14 protein-coding genes are annotated in these 18,133 nt (G+C 66.8%); 2 read left to right on the forward strand and 12 right to left on the reverse strand.

Annotation, left to right across the window (positions count from 1 at the left end):
- Positions 1-18 precede the first annotated feature (18 nt).
- From LJ656_RS21940 to LJ656_RS21950, 3 genes are all read right to left on the reverse strand, one after another.
- Positions 19-1,002 (reverse strand): 2-dehydropantoate 2-reductase, encoded by a 984-nt coding sequence (locus tag LJ656_RS21940; protein WP_230511485.1) that lies wholly within the window; start codon positions 1,000-1,002, stop codon positions 19-21.
- 62 nt (positions 1,003-1,064) lie between these two features.
- The gene (locus LJ656_RS21945) at positions 1,065-1,859 is read right to left on the reverse strand and encodes a class II aldolase/adducin family protein (RefSeq protein WP_230511486.1); all 795 of its coding nucleotides are present in this window, start codon (positions 1,857-1,859) and stop codon (positions 1,065-1,067) included.
- Between the two features lie 131 nt (positions 1,860-1,990).
- Positions 1,991-3,193, reverse strand: coding sequence for an amino acid aminotransferase (locus tag LJ656_RS21950; RefSeq protein ID WP_230511488.1), 1,203 nt, complete (start codon positions 3,191-3,193; stop codon positions 1,991-1,993).
- 228 nt (positions 3,194-3,421) lie between these two features.
- On the opposite strand from LJ656_RS21950, the gene LJ656_RS21955 reads away from it, so the two are divergent.
- Positions 3,422-4,363 (forward strand): LysR family transcriptional regulator, encoded by a 942-nt coding sequence (locus LJ656_RS21955; protein WP_230511489.1) that lies wholly within the window; start codon positions 3,422-3,424, stop codon positions 4,361-4,363.
- Between the two features lie 40 nt (positions 4,364-4,403).
- Here the strand turns inward: LJ656_RS21955 and LJ656_RS21960 are convergent, their stop codons facing one another.
- From LJ656_RS21960 to LJ656_RS22000, 9 genes are all read right to left on the reverse strand, one after another.
- Complete coding sequence (locus LJ656_RS21960) at positions 4,404-5,231, reverse strand: helix-turn-helix transcriptional regulator (protein ID WP_230511490.1); 828 nt, start codon at positions 5,229-5,231, stop codon at positions 4,404-4,406.
- A gap of 80 nt (positions 5,232-5,311) precedes the next feature.
- Entirely contained in the window at positions 5,312-6,439 is a 1,128-nt protein-coding gene (locus LJ656_RS21965; RefSeq protein WP_230511491.1) for a hybrid sensor histidine kinase/response regulator, read from the reverse strand.
- Between the two features lie 9 nt (positions 6,440-6,448).
- Entirely contained in the window at positions 6,449-7,099 is a 651-nt protein-coding gene (locus LJ656_RS21970) for a chemotaxis protein CheB (RefSeq protein WP_230511492.1), read from the reverse strand.
- A 10-nt stretch (positions 7,100-7,109) separates the two neighbouring features.
- Positions 7,110-7,955, reverse strand: a complete 846-nt coding sequence (locus LJ656_RS21975) for a CheR family methyltransferase (RefSeq protein WP_230511493.1) — start codon at positions 7,953-7,955, stop codon at positions 7,110-7,112.
- A 19-nt stretch (positions 7,956-7,974) separates the two neighbouring features.
- Positions 7,975-11,613 (reverse strand): response regulator, encoded by a 3,639-nt coding sequence (locus tag LJ656_RS21980; RefSeq protein WP_230511721.1) that lies wholly within the window; start codon positions 11,611-11,613, stop codon positions 7,975-7,977.
- A gap of 300 nt (positions 11,614-11,913) precedes the next feature.
- Positions 11,914-14,034 carry a catalase HPII gene (gene katE / locus LJ656_RS21985; protein ID WP_230511494.1) on the reverse strand — a complete coding sequence of 707 codons (2,121 nt, stop codon included), beginning with the start codon at positions 14,032-14,034 and terminating at the stop codon, positions 11,914-11,916.
- A 193-nt stretch (positions 14,035-14,227) separates the two neighbouring features.
- A complete protein-coding gene (locus LJ656_RS21990; RefSeq protein WP_425605985.1) occupies positions 14,228-15,127 on the reverse strand; it encodes a MipA/OmpV family protein in 900 nt (299 codons plus the stop codon).
- 388 nt (positions 15,128-15,515) lie between these two features.
- The gene (msrA, locus tag LJ656_RS21995; RefSeq protein ID WP_425605986.1) at positions 15,516-16,235 is read right to left on the reverse strand and encodes a peptide-methionine (S)-S-oxide reductase MsrA; all 720 of its coding nucleotides are present in this window, start codon (positions 16,233-16,235) and stop codon (positions 15,516-15,518) included.
- Between the two features lie 81 nt (positions 16,236-16,316).
- Positions 16,317-16,925 carry an Lrp/AsnC family transcriptional regulator gene (locus LJ656_RS22000; RefSeq protein ID WP_230511497.1) on the reverse strand — a complete coding sequence of 203 codons (609 nt, stop codon included), beginning with the start codon at positions 16,923-16,925 and terminating at the stop codon, positions 16,317-16,319.
- Positions 16,926-17,063: 138 nt separating this feature from the next.
- On the opposite strand from LJ656_RS22000, the gene LJ656_RS22005 reads away from it, so the two are divergent.
- Positions 17,064-18,080, forward strand: a complete 1,017-nt coding sequence (locus LJ656_RS22005; RefSeq protein ID WP_230511499.1) for a 1-aminocyclopropane-1-carboxylate deaminase — start codon at positions 17,064-17,066, stop codon at positions 18,078-18,080.
- The last annotated feature ends 53 nt before the right edge of the window (positions 18,081-18,133 follow it).

The following is an 18,133-nucleotide window of genomic DNA, read 5'->3' on the forward strand; positions in this document are numbered from 1 at the left end:
GTTCGTTTTATCCGGGCATTACAGCTTCGGATACAAGCCCAACGTGCTCGCCTGCAGCCGCGCGAGCCCGAGCAATGCATCGGTATAAGGCGTCGCGACGCCGGTCAACTGCCCCAGCTCGCGCACCGCGCCGACCAGCGCGTCGAGTTCGACCGGCTTGCCGGCCTGCACGTCCTGCAGCATCGACGTCTTCATCGCGCCGAGCTTCAGCGTGACCGCGTGACGATCGTCGGGCGCCTGATCGATCGGGATGCCGAAGCGTGCGCCGATTTCCTGCGCCTCCAGCATGATGTGCGTGACGAAGCCGCGCACGAGCGGGTCGCCGAGAATCCTGTCGGTCGTCGCGCCGGTGAGCGCGCTGACCGGATTCATTGTCATGTTGCCCCACAGCTTGTACCAGACGTCGCGCTGGATCTGCGCGGCCATCGTCGCGTTGAAACCGGCCGCCTGCAGCAGCGCGGCAAGCCGCTCGACCCGTTCGCTCGGCCGGCCCGACGCCTCGCCGACAATCAGGCCATTGCCCTGGTGATGACGGATCACGCCGGGCGCGTCGATCAGGCAGCTCGCATGCACGACGCAGCCGACCGTTTGCGCGGTCGGAATCGCGGCGACGATCGCGCCGTCCGGGTCGATCGTCTTGAGCCGCCGGCCGGCGAACTCGCCGGCGAGGCCGTCGCAGAACCACCACGGCACGCCGTTCATCGCGGTCAGCACGCTCGACTGCGGTCCGATCAGCGGCGCGATCCGCGCGGCCACCGACGCCATCGCTGGGCCCTTCACCGCGACCACGACGAGATCCTGCGCGCCGAGCTCGGCGGGCTTGTCGCTTGCCTTGACCTGCTCCGCGTAGATCACCCCGCCTTCGATCAGCCGCAATCCGTGCTGGCGCACCGCGTCGAGCGTCGCGCCGCGCGCGACCACGCCGACCTCGTGCCCGGCCTGCGCGAGCTTCACTCCCATCCAGCCGCCGATCGCGCCGGCGCCGTAGATCGCTACTTTCATTGCTTGTCCTTGCTGGTTGCCGCGTGCGCCCCGCGGCGGTTGGTTCGCTCAATTCTAGTCAATCATTGCCGGTAGCTGGCGTCGATCCGGTCGACCCGTCGCACCAGCGCGTCGAACACGTCCTGGCCGGCGCCGTGGCGCGGGTCGAACTGCAGCGAGTCGCGCGAGCAGCGGATCGCGACCTCTTCCGGCACCGGCCGCGCGCGGCCCATCGAGAAAGTCGCCAGCTGGATTTCGCACGCGCGGTTGAGCGTCCACAGAATCGCAAAGGTCTGCGCGAGCGTGTGCCCCCATGCGAGCAGCCCGTGATTGCGCAGAATCACCGCCTGTTTGTCGCCGATATGGGCAAGCAGCCGGGGCCCCTCTTCCGCGTGAATCGTGATGCCCTCGAAGTCGTGATACGCGATCCGGTCATGCAACTGCGCGCTGTAGAAATTGGTCTGCTGCAAACCGTCTTCGAGACAGGCGACCGCGACGCCGGCCGTGGTATGCGTGTGCATCACGCAGTGCGCGTCGGCCAGGCCCTCGTGGATCGCCGCATGCACGACGAAGCCGGCCGGATTCACCGGATACGGCGAGCCGTCGAGCACCCGCCCGCGCGCATCGATCTTCACCAGATTGCTCGCGGTGACTTCGCTGTAATGCAGCCCGAACGGGTTGATCAGGAAGTGACGCTGGTTGCCGCTGACGCTCGCCGGCACGCGCAACGTGATGTGGTTGTAGATCATCTCGGTCCAGCCGAGCAGATCGAAGATCCGGTAAGCGGCGGCCAGTTGCACGCGCGCCTGCCATTCGTCCGGATGCATGCCGGCCGCCGGCGGCACGCTCGCCGGTTGTGCGTCGAGGGTGGTGCTCATCGTGTCGTCTCCATGATTGTCGTTGCGGTCAGGCGGGGGATCGCCGCCGCGCCGCCCGCGCAGAGCCGGAGCGAACCGGCGCTGAGCCGGCGCGGGTGGCGCGGGTGGCGCGGGTGGCTGAGCGGCGCGGGTCAGGCGGCGCCGGCCACCACCGCCGCGATCGACGCCGCGACGTACTCCGCGTTGCGTTCGTTCAGACCGGCCACGCACATCCGGCCCGAGCGCAGCACATACACCGCGTATTCGTTGCGCAGCCGTTCGACCTGGCTCTCACTCAGACCGGTGTAGGTGAACATGCCGCGCTGCGCGACGTAACGGGTGCGCATCACTTCATCGACGCGCCCTTCGAGGCCCGCGTAAATCGTCTGACGCATCTTCAGGATGCGCTCGCGCATCGCGCCGAGTTCGGCTTCCCACGATGCGTGCAGCGCCGGATCGGCGAGCACGTTGGCGACGAGGCGCGCGCCGTGCGTGGGCGGATTGCTGTAGTTCGCGCGCACCGCCGCCATCAGCTGACCGGCGACGCGCGCCGCTTCGTCCGCGCTGTTGCAGACCACGCTGAGCGCGCCGACCCGTTCGCCGTACAGCGAGAAATTCTTCGAGAACGAATTCGCGACGATCAGCGGCACGTTCGCGTCGGCGAGCAGACGCACGCACGCGGCGTCTTCTTCGAGGCCCGCGCCGAAACCCTGGTACGCCATGTCGACGAACGCGATCAGCTTGCGGCGTTGCAGGACCGGCACCAGTTCCTGCCATTGCGCGGCGCTCAGATCGACGCCGGTCGGGTTATGGCAGCACGCGTGCAGCAGCACGACGCTCTGCTCCGGCAGCGTGTCGAGCGCGGCGAGCATCCCGGCGAAACGCAGCCCGCCGGTTTGCGCGTCGTAGTACGGATAGGGGTTGACGGTCAGGCCGGCGGCTTCGAACACCACGCGATGGTTTTCCCAGCTCGGATCGCTGATCCACATCTGCGAGCCCGGGAAATAGCGCTTCAGGAAATCGGCGCCGACCTTCAGCGCGCCGGAGCCGCCGAGCGTTTGCAGCGTCGCGATGCGGCCGGCCGCGCGCGCCGGGTTGTTCGCGCCGAACACCAACGCCTGGGCGGTGTCGCGATACAGCGGCAGGCCGGCCATCGGCAGATACGAGCGCGGGCCGATCGATTCGAGCAGCGCGGTTTCGGCGCGGCGCACCGCGTCGATCACCGGCAGCTTGCCAGCGTCGTCGAAATAGATGCCGATGCTCAGGTTGACCTTGTTCGGCCGGGGGTCCAGCTGGAAGTCTTCGTTCAGGCTCAGGATCGGGTCGCCCGGATAGGCGGGAATATGGTCGAACATCACGGGTCCTTGAAGACGGCCTCGAAGGCCGGTTATGCGGCTAGCCGCGCGGCGCGGCAACACCCGCAAATACCGGTGCAAGCGCGCCCGCGGCGCACGGCGGGGCAAACCAGAAGTCTAAGCGGGTTTGCCGCGCTGCGTCGATCGGTACGAGTGTCGTCGCTGAGAGCGCCGCGCACAATCAATCGATTTTTCACGATTCGTAAGTTTTTCTTTAGAATCGCCCGCATGGCTCTTACCCGCGTCACCATTCGCCAGTACGAAGCGTTTCTCGCGATCGTCGATCTGCATAGCATCGGCGCGGCCGCGCAGCGGCTCGGATTGACGTCCTCGGCGGTCAGCCAGTTGCTGGCCGAACTCGAAACCGAACTCGGCTTCCGGCTGTTCGACCGCACCACGCGGCGCGTCGCGCTGTCCAGCGCAGGGCAGGATTTTCTGGCGTCGGCCGAATCGGTGCTGCGCCACGTGCGCGCGGCCGCCCAATCCGCCGACGATATCCGCAACCGCGCGTCCGGCATCGTGCGGGTCGGCGCGCCGCTGGTGATCGCGGCGACCGCGCTGCCGGCCGCGATCGCCGACTATGCGCGCGACAAACCGAAGGTCGTCGTGCGGATCTTCGATACCGGAGTCGAGCAACTGGTGGAACGGGTCGAGAGCGGCGACATCGATCTGGCGATCGGGCCGGACCGGCAAAGCGGCTCGCACGTGCGCGCCGAGACGGCGTTCGCGAGCCCGTGGGTGATGTGGTGCGCTGCCGCGCATCCGCTGGCCGCGCGACGCCGGGTGCAGTGGCAGCACCTGCGCGACGTGCCGATCGTCGCGACCGGCCGCGATCACGAACGCGCGGTCGATCAGATGCGCGCGAATCTGCCGCCGGAGGCGCGCATCGTGCCGGTCGACGTGGTCGATAACGTCACCACCGCGTTCGGCCTCGCCGCGCAGGGGCTCGCGGTCACGCTCGCGCCGGCCTATGTCGCGCCGCTCGCGCGCACGTTCGGGCTGGTGATGCGGCGCATCGTCGATCCGGAAACGATTCGCGAAGTCTGCGTGTATCGCTCGACCGAGCGCGCGCTGTCGCCGTCCGCCAGCGGCTTCGCGGACTTCGTGATGCCGTGGCTCAAACGCTGGGATCGGGAGATGCGGGGGCTGGCGCGCGGCAAGCGGGCTTGAGGCCTGCTACGAAGCGCGCACGGAGTTCACGCCATCACGGCTACGCCCGCATGCACAGCGCAAACAGTTGCCGCTGGTTCGAGATGCCGAGCCGCGCATACGCGCGCTTCTGATAGGTCACCACGCTCGTCGCCTTGACGCCCATGCCCTCGGCGATCCCGGCGGCGCTCGCGCCTTCGAGCGTGCCGCGCAGCACGTCGAGTTCGCGCGGCGTCAACGCCGGGCAGAGACGGCGAAGCCGCGCGAGCATCGCCGCGCCCGGCCCTTGCTGATGCTGGCCGTTCAGCGCGTAATGCGCTGTCGCCGCGTGCGCGAACAACGGCGCGACGCTTTCGAGGTACTCCAGTTCGCCCGCCGCGAACACGCCGTGCGCGCGGTCACGATACAGATTGACCGACAGCCAGACGCTGTCCAGCGGCTGAACCAGCAACGACAGCCGGTCCGAGACGTTCGGCTGCGCGTAGCAGGCCGCGCGATACGCTTCGTGTTCGATTTCGTCGCCGCGCTGCTGATGCAGCACCAGCGCATCGCGCGACGGCGGGCGACGGTTTTTGCCGCCCGGGCCGCTCGCGTCGATGATCGCGCGGTTGCCGTCGAGCGCGTAGAAATGCGCGGCATAGCGTTCGGCGACCTCGCGCAGAAAGCGCCCGCCGCGATGGTCCGCCGCCGACACGGTGCGCGGCCGCGCGTCGAATTCGTAGGCGAACACCGTGCATTGCGACACCGGCAGCGCGTCGCCAACCGTGCGCAGAATGCTCGCGGCGAGCTCGTCGGGCTCCGGCTGCGCGATCGCGGCGACGAGACCGGTTGCGCGCGCGGTGCTGATCGGGCCGCTGCGCGGCGGTGAAGCGAGGCGCCAGGAACGCATGATGGGAAGCGGTTGCGGCTGCGTGATTTGGGTGCCGGCAAGCGTAGCACAGCGGCCCGCGGGTCCCGCCGCCCTGCCGTCTACCTCCGGGTAAACGAGCCTCGCTGCAACGCCACCGCGCGCGGCAGCTCGATCGTAAACACCGTCCCCACCGGCTCGCTCGACTCGACGCCAACCTCGCCGCCATGCATGCGCGCGATCTCCTGCACGATATGCAGACCAAGCCCGAGCCCTTCGCGCGAACGCGCGCCGTTGCCGTTCGCGCCGAACGCCTTGAACAGATGCGGAAACACCTCGGCCGGAATCACGCCGCGATTGGCCACCTTCAGCCGCACCACATCGTCCGCGGTGCCGTCGACCTCGACGCGAATATCGCCGTCCGGCGCGCCGTGATGCAGCGCATTGTTGACGAGGTTCGACACCGCCTGCCAGACGAGGTCGGTATCCCACGCGCCGGCGGTATCGCCCGAGCAGTCGAACACGATGCGCTTGCCGCTCTTTTGCGACGCGAATTCGTCGATTACCGAACGGCACAGCGTCGCCAGTTCGATCGAGCGCGGCTGCAACGGCAGACGCCCGCCCTGCAAACGCGCGAGGTTCAGCAGTTGATCGACCATCCGCGCCATCCGCAACGAGCTGTTCTTCACGCGCGCGGCGACGCTCGCGGCCTGCTCGTCGGCGGCGGTGCGCATCAGATATTCGGCCGACGCCAGCACCGCGCCGAGCGGCGTGCGCAGATCGTGGCTGAGCACCGCCATCAGCATCTCGTTCGCTTCGAGCATCTGGCGCGTGGTCACCAGTTGCGCGGCGAGCTGGCGCTTGTGCTGTTCGAGCTGCACGAACACGTCGACCTTCGATTGCAGGATGCGCGGATCGAACGGCTTGTACAGGAAGTCGACCGCGCCCGCCTCGTAGCCGCGGAACGTGCGCGACGCGTCCTGCGCGGTCGCGGTCAGGAAGATGATCGGCACGTGCGAGGTGCGCGGGCTGCCGCGCATCAGCGCCGCCAGCTCGAAGCCGTTCATGCCGGGCATGTTGACGTCGAGGATCGCCAGCGCGACTTCGTGCTTGAGCAGCAGGTCGAGCGCGGCGGTGCCGGAGTCGGCGACCAGCACGGCGACGTCGGGGCGCCTGAGCAGCGCTTCGAGCGCGGTGATGTTGTGGACGATGTCGTCGACGATCAGGATGTTCACAGGTGAGTTCGACATGGCATCGAATCAGAAAGAAAGCGGCAGCGCGGCAAGCCGGCGCGCCAGGGTTTCGGGATTGTAGACAGCGTCGGCCGCGCCGCGCACGATCGCCGCGCGCGGCATTTCCGGCGCGCCGGCGCTCTCCGGCGTCTGCACCCACGCGGTGCCGCCGTGCGCGCGCACGCGTTCGAGGCCGGCCGCGCCGTCGTCGTTGGCGCCCGACAGCAGGATCGCGAGCAGGCGCTCGCGGTACACCGGGGCGGCCGACTCGAACAGCACGTCGATCGACGGGCGCGAGAAGCGCACCGCCGCATCGGTCGACAGCGCGACCGTGCGGTCCACTTCGACCAGCATGTGATAACCGGGCGGCGCGACGTGCACGCGGCCCGGCAGGATCGACTCGCCGGCATCGGGTTCGAGCACCGGCAACGCGCAGCGATGCGCGAGCGCGGGCACGAGGTAGCTCGGCGACTCGGCCGGCAGATGCATGACGATCATCACGGCCGGCGAGAACCGCGCGGGCAACGCGAGCAGCAGCACGCCGAGCGCTTCGATGCCGCCCGCCGACGCGCCGATCACGACGAGGTCGTAGGTGCGCGGCGCGGCTGGGGGCGCGTCGGTATCGGTGGCCGGCGTATGAGCCGGCGGGTCCGGCGGTTGAACGATCGAGCGTGGCATCGCGACCTCGCTAGCGTTTCTGATAGATGCGTTCGGGCGCGCGGAACTCGTCGAACGCTTCGTAATGACGCGAAAAGCGCAGACTTTCCTTGCTGCCCAGCCCGAGAAAACCGCGCCGCACCAGCGCGTTTTCGAACAGCCCCAGCGCGCGATCCTGCAAGCCGCGATCGAAATAGATCAGCACGTTGCGGCACGACACCAGGTGCGCTTCGAGAAACACTTCGTCGGTCGCGAGGCTGTGATCGGCGAACACCACGCGCTCCTTCAGCGAGCCGGCGAAGCGCGCGCCGCCGTACGCGGCGTGATAGTAGTCCGACAGCGACCGGGTGCCGCCGGCCGCCAGATAATTCTGCGTGAAGCCCTGAATCCGGTCGAGCGAGTAGATTCCCGACTCGGCGCGCGCGAGCGCATCCGGATTGATGTCGGTCGCGTAGAACAGCGTGCGCTCGGTGAGCCCCTCTTCGTCGAACAGGATCTTCAGCGACCACAGTTCCTCGCCGGTGCTGCAGCCGGCGACCCACACCTTGATCGACGGATAGGTGCGCAGCCGCGGCAGCACGTGTTCGCGCAACGCGAGGAAATACGCAGGATCGCGAAACATCTCGCTGACCTGCACGGTCAGGTACTGGAACAGCCGCGAGAACTGCTCGCCGTCGCGCATGATCGCGTCCTGCAACTGCGACAGCGTCTGGAGTCCGAATTCGTCGAGCGCCTGGCTCAGGCGGCGGCGCAGCGACGACATCGCGTAGCGGCGAAAGTCGTGCTGATACTTCAGATAAATCGCGTCGAGCAGCAGCTTCAATTCGATATCGAAGTCGCTCATGCGCGGCGGCGCATCGAAGGCGGACGGGTTCATCGCGGGTTCCGTTTCCGTATCAGCGTTGGCGCAGCCACACGCGGCACAGCGCGACCAGCTTGTCGACGTCGATCGGCTTGGACACGTAGTCGTCGGCGCCCGCTTCGAGGCAGCGCGCCCGGTCGTTGGCCATCGCCTTCGCGGTCAGCGCGATGATCGGCAGATGCGCGAAGCGCGGATTGCGGCGAATCTCGCCCATCGCGGTCAGGCCGTCCATCTCCGGCATCATGATGTCCATCAGCACGAGATGCACCTCGGGGCCGTTTTCGAGTTCGTCGAGCGCCTCGCGGCCGTTGCGCGCGATCAGCAGTTTCGCGCCGAGCGGCTCCAGCACATGCGACAGCGCGAAGATATTGCGCACGTCGTCCTCGGCGAGCAGGATCGTGCGGCCCTCGAACGCGTTGTCGCGCTGCCGCACGGTGCGCAGCATGCGCTGCTGTTCGGGCGCCAGCGACGACTCGACGCTATGCAGGAACAGCGTCACCTCGTCGAGCAGACGCTCCGGCGATTTCGCGCCCTTGATGATGATCGACTTCGAATAGCGGCGCAGCCGGTGCTCTTCGTCGTCGGACAGCATCCGGCCGGTGTAGACGATCACCGGCAGCGCCGCGTGCGCGGTATTCGCCGCGAGCCGTTCGAGCAGGTCGTAGCCGGTGCCGTCGGGCAGCGCGAGGTCGGTGACCACGCAATCGAAGCTGACCTCGGCCAGTTGTTTGAACGCGTCGGCGAGCGTCGCGACCGCGACGATCTCGGTGTTCTCGCTTTGCAGCAGCGCGCCGATGCTTTCGCGCATCGGCGCGTCGTCCTCGATCACCAGCACGCGTTTGAGCTGTTGTTGCAGGCGCGCTTCGAGGCGGCGGATCGCCGCTTCCATCGTCGAGCGCGCGGTCGGCTTCAGCGTATAGCCGATCGCGCCCAGATGCAGCGCCTTGTCCGCATGATCGGTGGCCGACACGATGTGAATCGGGATGTGGCGCGTGAGCGGATCGTTCTTCAGCCATTCGAGCACGGTCAGGCCCGAGCGGTCCGGCAGGCCGACGTCGAGCAACACCGCGGCGGGGCGCATGTCGCGCACCAGCGCAAGGCCGCTCGCCGCGTTGCTCGCGTGTACGAAGTCGAAATCGAGCTCGTGCACCAGATCGCGCAGGATTTCCGCGAACGCGAGATCGTCTTCGATCGTGACGATCAGGCGGCCGGCACGGGTGCGCCGGTCGCGGTCGTCGGGGATCGACGCAGCCGGCGGTTCGAGTGGGTCGGCGGGCGCGGGGCCGCGTGTGGGCGACGGTGCGGTTGTCGCCGCGGACCGGCCGGCCGGCAAACCCTGGCTGGGCGAACTCAGTGTGCCCGGGAGGCCGGGGGCACCCGCCGCGCTCGTTGCCTGCGCAGCCGCGACCGCAGCGGCGCTGTCCTCTTGCGCGCGCAGCAACGGCGCTTGCGCGGCCGGTACCGCGCCGTGCCCGTGCGCCGCCTGGCCGTGCGCCGCCTGGCCGTCCCGCGCGGCGAGCACAGCGCTCACGTCGAGCGGCAGCCACAGCGTAAACACGCTGCCCTTGCCGACCTCGCTCGCCACCGTGATCCGGCCGCCGAGCAGCGTCGCGAACTCGCGCGAAATCGACAGCCCGAGACCGCTGCCGCCGTATTGGCGGCTGGTCGACCCATCGGCCTGCTGGAACGCCTCGAAGATCATTTCCAGCTTGTCCGCCGCAATGCCGATGCCGGAATCGCGCACGTCGAAGCGCAGCGCGTCGCCGTCGACCGGCGCGACCGCCAGCGTGACCTCGCCGTGCTCGGTGAACTTCAGCGCGTTCGACAGCAGGTTGCGCAAAATCTGCGTGAGCCGCTGGCCGTCGGTAATGAAGGTATCGGGCGTGCCCGGCAGCCGGTCGAAACTCAGTTGCAGATGGCGGTTTGCCGCGAGCGGACGGAACATTTCGTCGAGCGACTGCAACGTCGCATCGAGCGACACGGTTTCGGGCTCGATCGTCACCTGCCCGGCCTCGACCTTCGACAAATCCAGAATGTCGTTGATCAGCACCAGCAGATCGCTGTTGGACGCGTAGATCGTCTCCGCGTAGCGCACCTGCTCGTCGGTCAGATTGCCGCTGCGATTTTGCTGCAACAGCTTGGCGAGAATCAGCGAGCTGTTCAGCGGGGTGCGCAATTCGTGCGACATGTTGGCGAGAAACTCGGACTTGTAGCGGCTCGACTGTTCGAGGCGCTCCGCGTTGGCCGCCAGATCGTCCTGCGCGCGCAGCAGATCCGACTTTTGCCGTTCGAGCCGTTGCGCGTATTCCTCGAGCTGCACGTTGGTTTGTTCGAGTTCGGCCTGCTGCGCTTCGAGACGCCGCTGCGAATCGAGCAACGCGCGGCCGCGCTCTTCGAGCCCTTCGTTGGAGACCCGCAATTCTTCCTGCTGGACCTGCAACTCCTCGTTCAACTGCTGGGTCTCGGCGAGCGCATCCTGCAAACGTTCGCGATACAGCGCCGCCTCGACGAAGTCGCCCATGCTGTTGCGGACCAGCTCGATCAGCTCTTCGTCGCGCCCGGTGACCTCGCGCAGAAAGCCCATTTCGACGACGCCGTTCACCTGGCCGTCGTTGTCGAGCGGCGCGATCAGCAGATTGCGCGGCGCGCCGTTGCCGGTCGCCGACGCCACCTGTACGTAGTTCTCCGGCACCTCGCGCAGCACCAGCGTGCGGCGCGAACGCGCCGCCTGGCCGACCAGCGTTTCGCCTTCCTCGAAGCTGAGCGGCGCGCGCTGCTCGCTGTCGCGGCTGAAGCCGTAGGTCGCGATGCGGCGCAGCGTGCCGTGCTGGCGGTCGCGCACGTACAGCACCGCAACCACCACGTCCAGATATTGGGCCAGGAATTCGAGCAGCGCGCGGCCCACCAGTTGCGGGCTGGTCTGGCCGACCACCTTGTCCGCCAGCAGGCGCTGACCCGAGCGCAACCAGACCTGTTGCTGCAGCCTGGCGGTCTGTTCGGTCTGCTGCTGCAACGCGGCGTCGTAAGTCTCGGACAGGCCCAGCAATTCGCGGCGCCCACGCCACGCGAGCAGGCCGCTGACGATCAGGCTGAACAGCAGGAACGCGCCGACCAGCGTCGCCGTCACGCGGCGCGTCGCCTCGCTGCGCTCCTCGCGCAGGCGCAACTCGACGTCGAGAAAATTGTTGAATTCGCGGCGCGTTTCGTCGAATTCGACCTTGCCGCGCCCCGCCGCAACCGCTGTCTCGTAGTCCTGATTGCGCCGGCGCGCATCGATCATCTCTTCGGCGAAAGCGCGCCAGCGCTGCTGCAACGCCTGAATCTGTTTCAGCCGTTCGACTTGCGGCGGATTGTCGGCCACCATCTGCTGCAGCGCCTGCAGTTGCGCGTTGAACTTCGGGCCGCCGTTTTCATAAGGCGTGAGGAAGCTTTCGTCGGCGGTGATCAGGAAGCCGCGCAGCGACGACTCGCGCTCCACCGCGAGCCGCAGCATTTCGTTGGCATTGCCGATCACGCGCTCCGAGTGTTCGGCCCAACTGAGCGTCGACACGAGGTAGGCGACCAGCCCGACGAACAGCGCCATCGTGACGAGCCCGACGCCGAGCGGCAGAGCGAGGTTACGACGAAGGATGCGGTGGAAACGAAGCGGATCGACGGCCGGCGTGGCGGTCATTTTTTCTGTCTTCGGCATGGCGAGTCGAGTCGATGCGGAATATTTTTCGGAATTTGCGTGCGGTAGTTTTCATCGCGATACGACCGCCGTCATCATACAAGGGCGAAGCTTATCTTGAAAACCGGTCGGACCGCGCTCAGGCTTGCTGGGTACGGCTCGGCGAGGCGTTGACGGGGGCCCGCGAAAGCGCCCCGCGCGGACCCCGGAGCAGAAAAAAACCTGGCCGGTTCGCACCAGCCAGGCTTTTTGCACCACCGCGCGTGCGGCGCGTGACGGCCGTGTTACTTCGGCATCCTCAGGTCACGCCGGCACCCCTTCCGCGTGCGCCGCGCGCGACCACACCCGATGCTGCTCGACCGTCTTGATGAAAGCCTTCAGCACGTCGGCCGACTGCTGGTCGTCGCCGGTCGCGACGCCGTCCGCCTGAGCCGGCAACTGCGCGGCGCCGAGCAGGTCGCGCCCCGCGCCGAGCGCCGCGATCGCCTTCAGATGCTTGAACGCCTCCAGCACGAAATGGCGCGCGTCGCCGGACTGCGCGAGCGTCTTCGCGCCGGCCTCGCCGCCCACCACGATCACCGCGTCGAACATCACGGACGGCAGCCCGGCGATCGTCGCATCCGGCGCGAGCCCGTCGATTTCGGCGAGCGTCGGCGCGATCAGCATCGGCGTCGCGCCTTCGCCCTTCAGGGCCTGTTGCAGCTGTTTGATCGCGGCGCCGTCGGAACCGGGCGCGGCGAGCAGCGCGATCTTGCGGGTCTTGATGCCGGGCTTTACGCGGTTGAGCAGACTGAGCGCTGGCGAACTCTTCGGTCCAACCAGTTTCGCGCCGCCTTTTTTCGGCGCCGGCAGGCCGAGACCTTCGGCAACCTGCGCGGCCAGTCCCGCATCGAAGTTGGCGAGAATTTCGTTGACCACCCGCGCGCGAATCTCGGGCTTCGTGACCTTGCCGAGCTCGAACTGATAGGCGGCCGCAATGTGATCCTTCTCCGGTTGCGACATGCTGTTGTAGAACAGCGCGGCCTGCGAGAAGTGATCGGCGAACGACTCGCTGCGCACGCGAATCTTGCTGCCTTCCACGCGCTCCTGATAGCTTTCGAAACCGCCATCGGCCTCGGCCGGGTCGGTTTCCTTCGGCCAGCCGTCGTTCAGCGAATTCGGTTCATAAGAAGCCTGCCCGACATGGATCGTCTGCCGGTGCATCGCGTCGCGCTGATTGTTGACCGACGGACAGACTGGCCGGTTGATCGGAATCTCGTGGAAGTTCGGACCGCCGAGCCGGCTGATCTGCGTATCGGTGTACGAGAACAGACGCCCCTGCAACAGCGGGTCGTTGGTGAAGTCGATGCCGGGCACCACGTGGCCCGGGTGAAACGCAACCTGTTCGGTCTCCGCGAAGAAGTTGTCCGGATTGCGATTGAGCGTCATCTTGCCGATGATCTTCACCGGTACCAGTTCCTCGGGAATCAGTTTGGTCGGATCGAGCAGATCGAAGTCGAACTTGTGCTCGTCCGCCTCGTCGATCAGCTGCACGCCCAGTTCGAACTCCGGATAGTCGCCGCGCTCGATCGCCTCCCACAGATCGCGCCGGTGGAAATCCGGGTCCTTGCCCGCGAGCTTTTGCGCCTCGTCCCACAACAGCGAATACGAGCCGAGTACCGGCCGCCAGTGGAACTTGACGAAGCGGCCCTTGCCTTGCGCGTTGACGAAGCGGAACGTATGGACACCGAAGCCTTCCATCGTGCGCAGGCTACGCGGAATCGCGCGGTCCGACATCGTCCATAGCACCATGTGCGCCGATTCGGGCACCAGCGACACGAAATCCCAGAAGGTGTCGTGCGCGGAGCCGCCGGTCGGCATTTCGTTCGGCGCTTCCATCTTCACCGCATGCACGAAGTCGGGAAACTTGATCGCGTCCTGGATGAAGAACACCGGCATGTTGTTGCCGACCAGATCGTAATTGCCTTCCTGCGTGTAGAACTTCACCGCGAAGCCGCGCACGTCGCGCACCGTGTCGGCCGAGCCGCGCGGGCCCTGCACGGTCGAGAAACGCACATAGACCGGCGTTTCGAGCGCCGGGTCCTGCAGGAACGCGGCCTTGGTGTACTCGCGCATCGATTCGTACACCTTGAAAACGCCGTGCGCGGCCGAGCCGCGCGCGTGCACGATCCGCTCGGGAATGCGCTCGTGGTCGAAGTGCGTGATCTTTTCACGCATGATGAAGTCTTCGAGCAGCGACGGACCGCGCGGGCCCGCGCGCAGCGTGTTCTGGTTGTCGGCGATCTTCACGCCCTGGTTGGTGCGCAATGCCTCGCCCTGCGGGCTCACGCGATTGCGTTCGAGGTCCTGCGACTTCGCATCGTTCGACTGCTTCGCTCCGGCCGGCTGCGCGGCTGGCTTCTGGGTATTCGGTTTACCTGCCATGAGGATGGACTCCTGGGTTCGGGCGCGCCGGCGCGACAGGCGCGGGCGCGTGACGTTCAGTTCAGCAAACCATGTACCCGCGCGCGGGCCGGGACGAAATGCGTGGCAACACGACGGATCGAACGGCAAGCGGCGCGGATCGCGCCGTGCGTCGTGCGTCGTGCGTCGTGCGTGCAGCGTGAATGCGCGCGGCTCAGAAGCGATAGTTGATCGACACGTCGGCAACACCGGTCGCGCGCGTGCGCACGATCGGGCTGTTACCCGCGCCGCCGACCAGTTGTTCGAACGCGCCGTCGGCGGTCGCGAACCAGTGCTTGCTGAACAGCCACACCGCGCTGACGCCGAAGCCGACCGATTTGACACCGGCGCTCGCGTGGTACTGCGAATACTGCGAGTGCGCGGCCTGCTCCTGATTGACGCCGAACCAGCTGTTCATGTACTTCGAGTCGGCGAACGATACGTTCGGCCCGGCGAACCAGAAGAACGTCTTCGAGCTGCCCGGCATCGGCATATATGCACCGAGGTCGCCGATCCAGCCATTCGAGCCGCCGAAATAGCGGCGGATGTCGGCTCGCAGCACCAGCGGAAAATTCTTCGAGATCACGTACTCGCCGGACAGCTTCAGGCCCGCCGCCGGGTTGATGTTGCCGAGCCCGTTCAGCTCCTGTGGGTCGTCCTGCGCGCGCCGGCCGAGGTCGTAGACCGCTGCAAGACTCATGCGCCAGTTTTCGCCCTGCGCGAAGTTCACGCCGAAGCCTTCGCCGGTCGACAGAAAGAACAGGTCCTTGTAGCGCACGTCGACGCTCGGGCCGCCGACCACGTGATAGCGGTCCGAGCCTTCGAAGCGCGGCTGGAACGACGCGGCCGCGCCAAGCCGCACCTGCCAGTCAGGGAGGGTCGGCTGATACATCTTCTGTAGCGGAATGCCCACCGAGTACTGCCACTCGCCGAGCGGCGACGGCGTCTGCGCGTATGCCGCGCCCGGCACGAAGACGATGCCGCCAAGAGTCGCGGCGACCAGCGAAGCCGTCGCGATGCCGGTTTGTTTATGGCGAGGCGTCGCGCCCCGCTTCTTTGTACGGCTGATCAACACCTGAAGCCTCCGATTTCGCGTGTCGCGAAGAGGTTATGTTTGCGCCCGGGGGTCCAGCGCGGACCCAGACAGCTCGAGCGATCGCCGCGCTGCTACTGACGGCATGTAATTTTTTCAGTCGTCGTCGCGCGCCGCGCAACGCGTCGGGCCCCACGCGGCCCGCGCCCGCACACGGCCCAGGCGCGCCTGTTCGCGGGTTGCGAGCAAGTGCCGGGGCTGCAGTAACGCTTAAGTGTGTTCGACGGGCGAGTGCGGTCGCAAGAAGTACGCCAAGTCGCGACGATCGATGACGGCGGGCCGGCGGCTGCGGCGGGCAGGCGCGCGCCTGCCACGGAAATGGAAGTCGCAGCGGCGACGCGGCCGCGACTTTCGACGCTCTTTTTCCGTGCTACCGCCCCGCTTCGACCAGCACCGGTTTGTCGCGATACAGATTGGGAAAGAGGCGCTTCAGACCGGCGACTTTCGGCAGATCGTTGAGCGCGATATACGCCGAGTCGGGATGCAGCGTCAGGTAGTTCTGGTGATACGGCTCGGCCGGATAAAAGCCTTTATATGGCTCGATCTTCGTGACGAGCGGCGCCGCGAACGCATGCGAGCGGTCGAGTTGCGCGATGTAGCTTTGCGCGACGCGCCGCTGGACGTCGGTCAGCGGAAACAGGGCCGAGCGATATTGCGTGCCGCTGTCGGGCCCCTGGCGGTTCAGCTCGGTCGGGTCGTGAATCACCGAGAAATAGACCTGCAACAGTTGACCGTAGGTGACCTTGGCCGGATCGAACGTGACCTGCACCGATTCCGCGTGACCGGTCTCGCCGCCGCTGACGATCTCGTAGCCGGCGGTATCGCGCGAGCCGCCGGCATAGCCGGACACCGCCTGGGTGACGCCGCGCACGTGCTGGAACACGCCTTGCACGCCCCAGAAGCAGCCGCCCGCGAAGATCGCAGTTTCCGAGTGCGCGGTGCTGGCGGACAGGGGTTCGTCGAGCGCGGGCGGCGCGATGACGACCGCGGTTTCGCCCGCTACCGCAGCCGGTTGCATGAAGGCGAGCAGCCATGCGAGCGCGGCTGCCAGGGCTAGCAGACGGTGAAGCGTTGCTGTGCGCATGTCCATATCGCCTCTCCTCGTTCGAGCGTGCGCGGTTTCCCGCCCGGTTTCCGACAGCATGCGCGTTTTCTCCCGACTGCGCCCGCTCTACAGCGGAAATCTCGTCGTCGACAGAATCTCCTTGAGCACCATGAACGAGCGGATCTGCCGCACGCCCGGCAGATACAGCAACTGGTCCGCGTGCAGACGGTTGAAGCTGTCGCTGTCGCGCGTGCGGATCGTCATGAAGTAGTCGAACTCGCCGGTCACGACGTGGCACTCCATGCAGCCGGCGACGTTCTGCGCGGCCTTCTCGAACTCGGCGAACGATTCCGGCGTCGAGCGATCAAGCACCACGCCGATGATCACCAGCATCCCCGCGCCGGCCGCCTTCGGATCGAGCAGCGCGACCACACCGCGGATCAGCCCCGACTCCTTGAGCCGTTCGACTCGCCGTAGACAGGCCGGCGCGCTCAGCTTCACGCGGGCCGCGAGCGCGACGTTCGAGATCGACGCGTCTACTTGCAGTTGCCGCAGGATCGCGCGGTCGATGCGGTCGAGCGAGGTGTGGGCGGCGGGTGGGGTTGCAACGGCGGACGCGCCGGCGGGTTTGCGGCCGGATTTGCCGGCGGATTTGCCAGGGACGTTGCCGGCGGGTTTGCCGGCGAAGGTGCCGGAGCGCGTGGCGCGGGCGGTACGAACTTTTATTGCGTTCATAGGTACGCGAACAAGGTTTTATTAAATCTCATCGCCGCTGAGGTTTTCAAAAGTACGTCCACGCGATTGTTTTCGCAAGCTCATTTCGCGCGCTTTTTCCTACCATAACACCACCGAACCCACCACCACGGAGCCGCGATGAACCTGCAACGATTTCCCCGCTACCCGCTCACCTTCGGCCCGACGCCGATCCAGCCGCTCAAGCGCCTGAGCGCGCACCTCGGCGGCAAGGTCGAGCTGTACGCGAAGCGCGAGGACTGCAACAGCGGCTTCGCGTTCGGCGGCAACAAGACCCGCAAGCTCGAATACCTGATCCCCGACGCGCTCGCGCAAGGATGCGACACGCTGGTGTCGATCGGCGGAATCCAGTCGAACCAGACGCGCCAGGTCGCGGCGGTGGCAGCGCATCTGGGTCTGAAGTGCGTGCTGGTGCAGGAGAACTGGGTCAACTACTCGGACGCCGTGTACGACCGCGTCGGCAATATCCAGATGTCGCGGATGATGGGCGCCGATGTACGGCTCGTGCCCGATGGCTTCGACATCGGCTTTCGCCGGAGTTGGGAAGACGCGCTCGCGAGCGTGCGCGCGGCCGGCGGCAAGCCGTATGCGATTCCGGCCGGCTGCTCGGACCATCCGCTCGGCGGGCTCGGCTTCGTCGGCTTCGCGGAAGAAGTGCGCCAGCAGGAAGCCGAACTCGGCTTCAAATTCGACTATGTGGTCGTGTGCTCGGTGACGGGCAGCACGCAGGCGGGGATGATCGTCGGTTTCGCCGCCGATGGGCGCGCGGATCGCGTGATCGGCATCGATGCATCGGCCAAACCCGCGCAGACGCGCGAGCAGATCACGCGGATCGCGAAGCGGACCGCGGAGAGCGTCGAGCTGGGCCGCGACATCACCGCGAAGGACGTCGTGCTCGACGAGCGCTACGGCGGCCCCGAATACGGTCTGCCGAACGACGGCACGCTAGAGGCGATCCGTCTATGCGCGCGGCTCGAAGGCGTGCTGACCGATCCGGTCTACGAAGGCAAATCGATGCACGGGATGATCGACATGGTGCGCAACGGCGAATTTCCGCCGGGCTCGCGGGTGCTGTACGCGCACCTGGGCGGCGTGCCGGCTCTCAGTGCGTACAGCTTTATCTTCCGCGACGGTTGAGCGCAAAAAGCGGGTTAGCAACGCGGCTTTGCAACGGCCTGCAAAGCCGCTGA

The sequence above is a fragment of the Paraburkholderia sejongensis genome, from assembly GCF_020880815.1.
GTDB classification, from domain to species: domain Bacteria; phylum Pseudomonadota; class Gammaproteobacteria; order Burkholderiales; family Burkholderiaceae; genus Paraburkholderia; species Paraburkholderia sejongensis.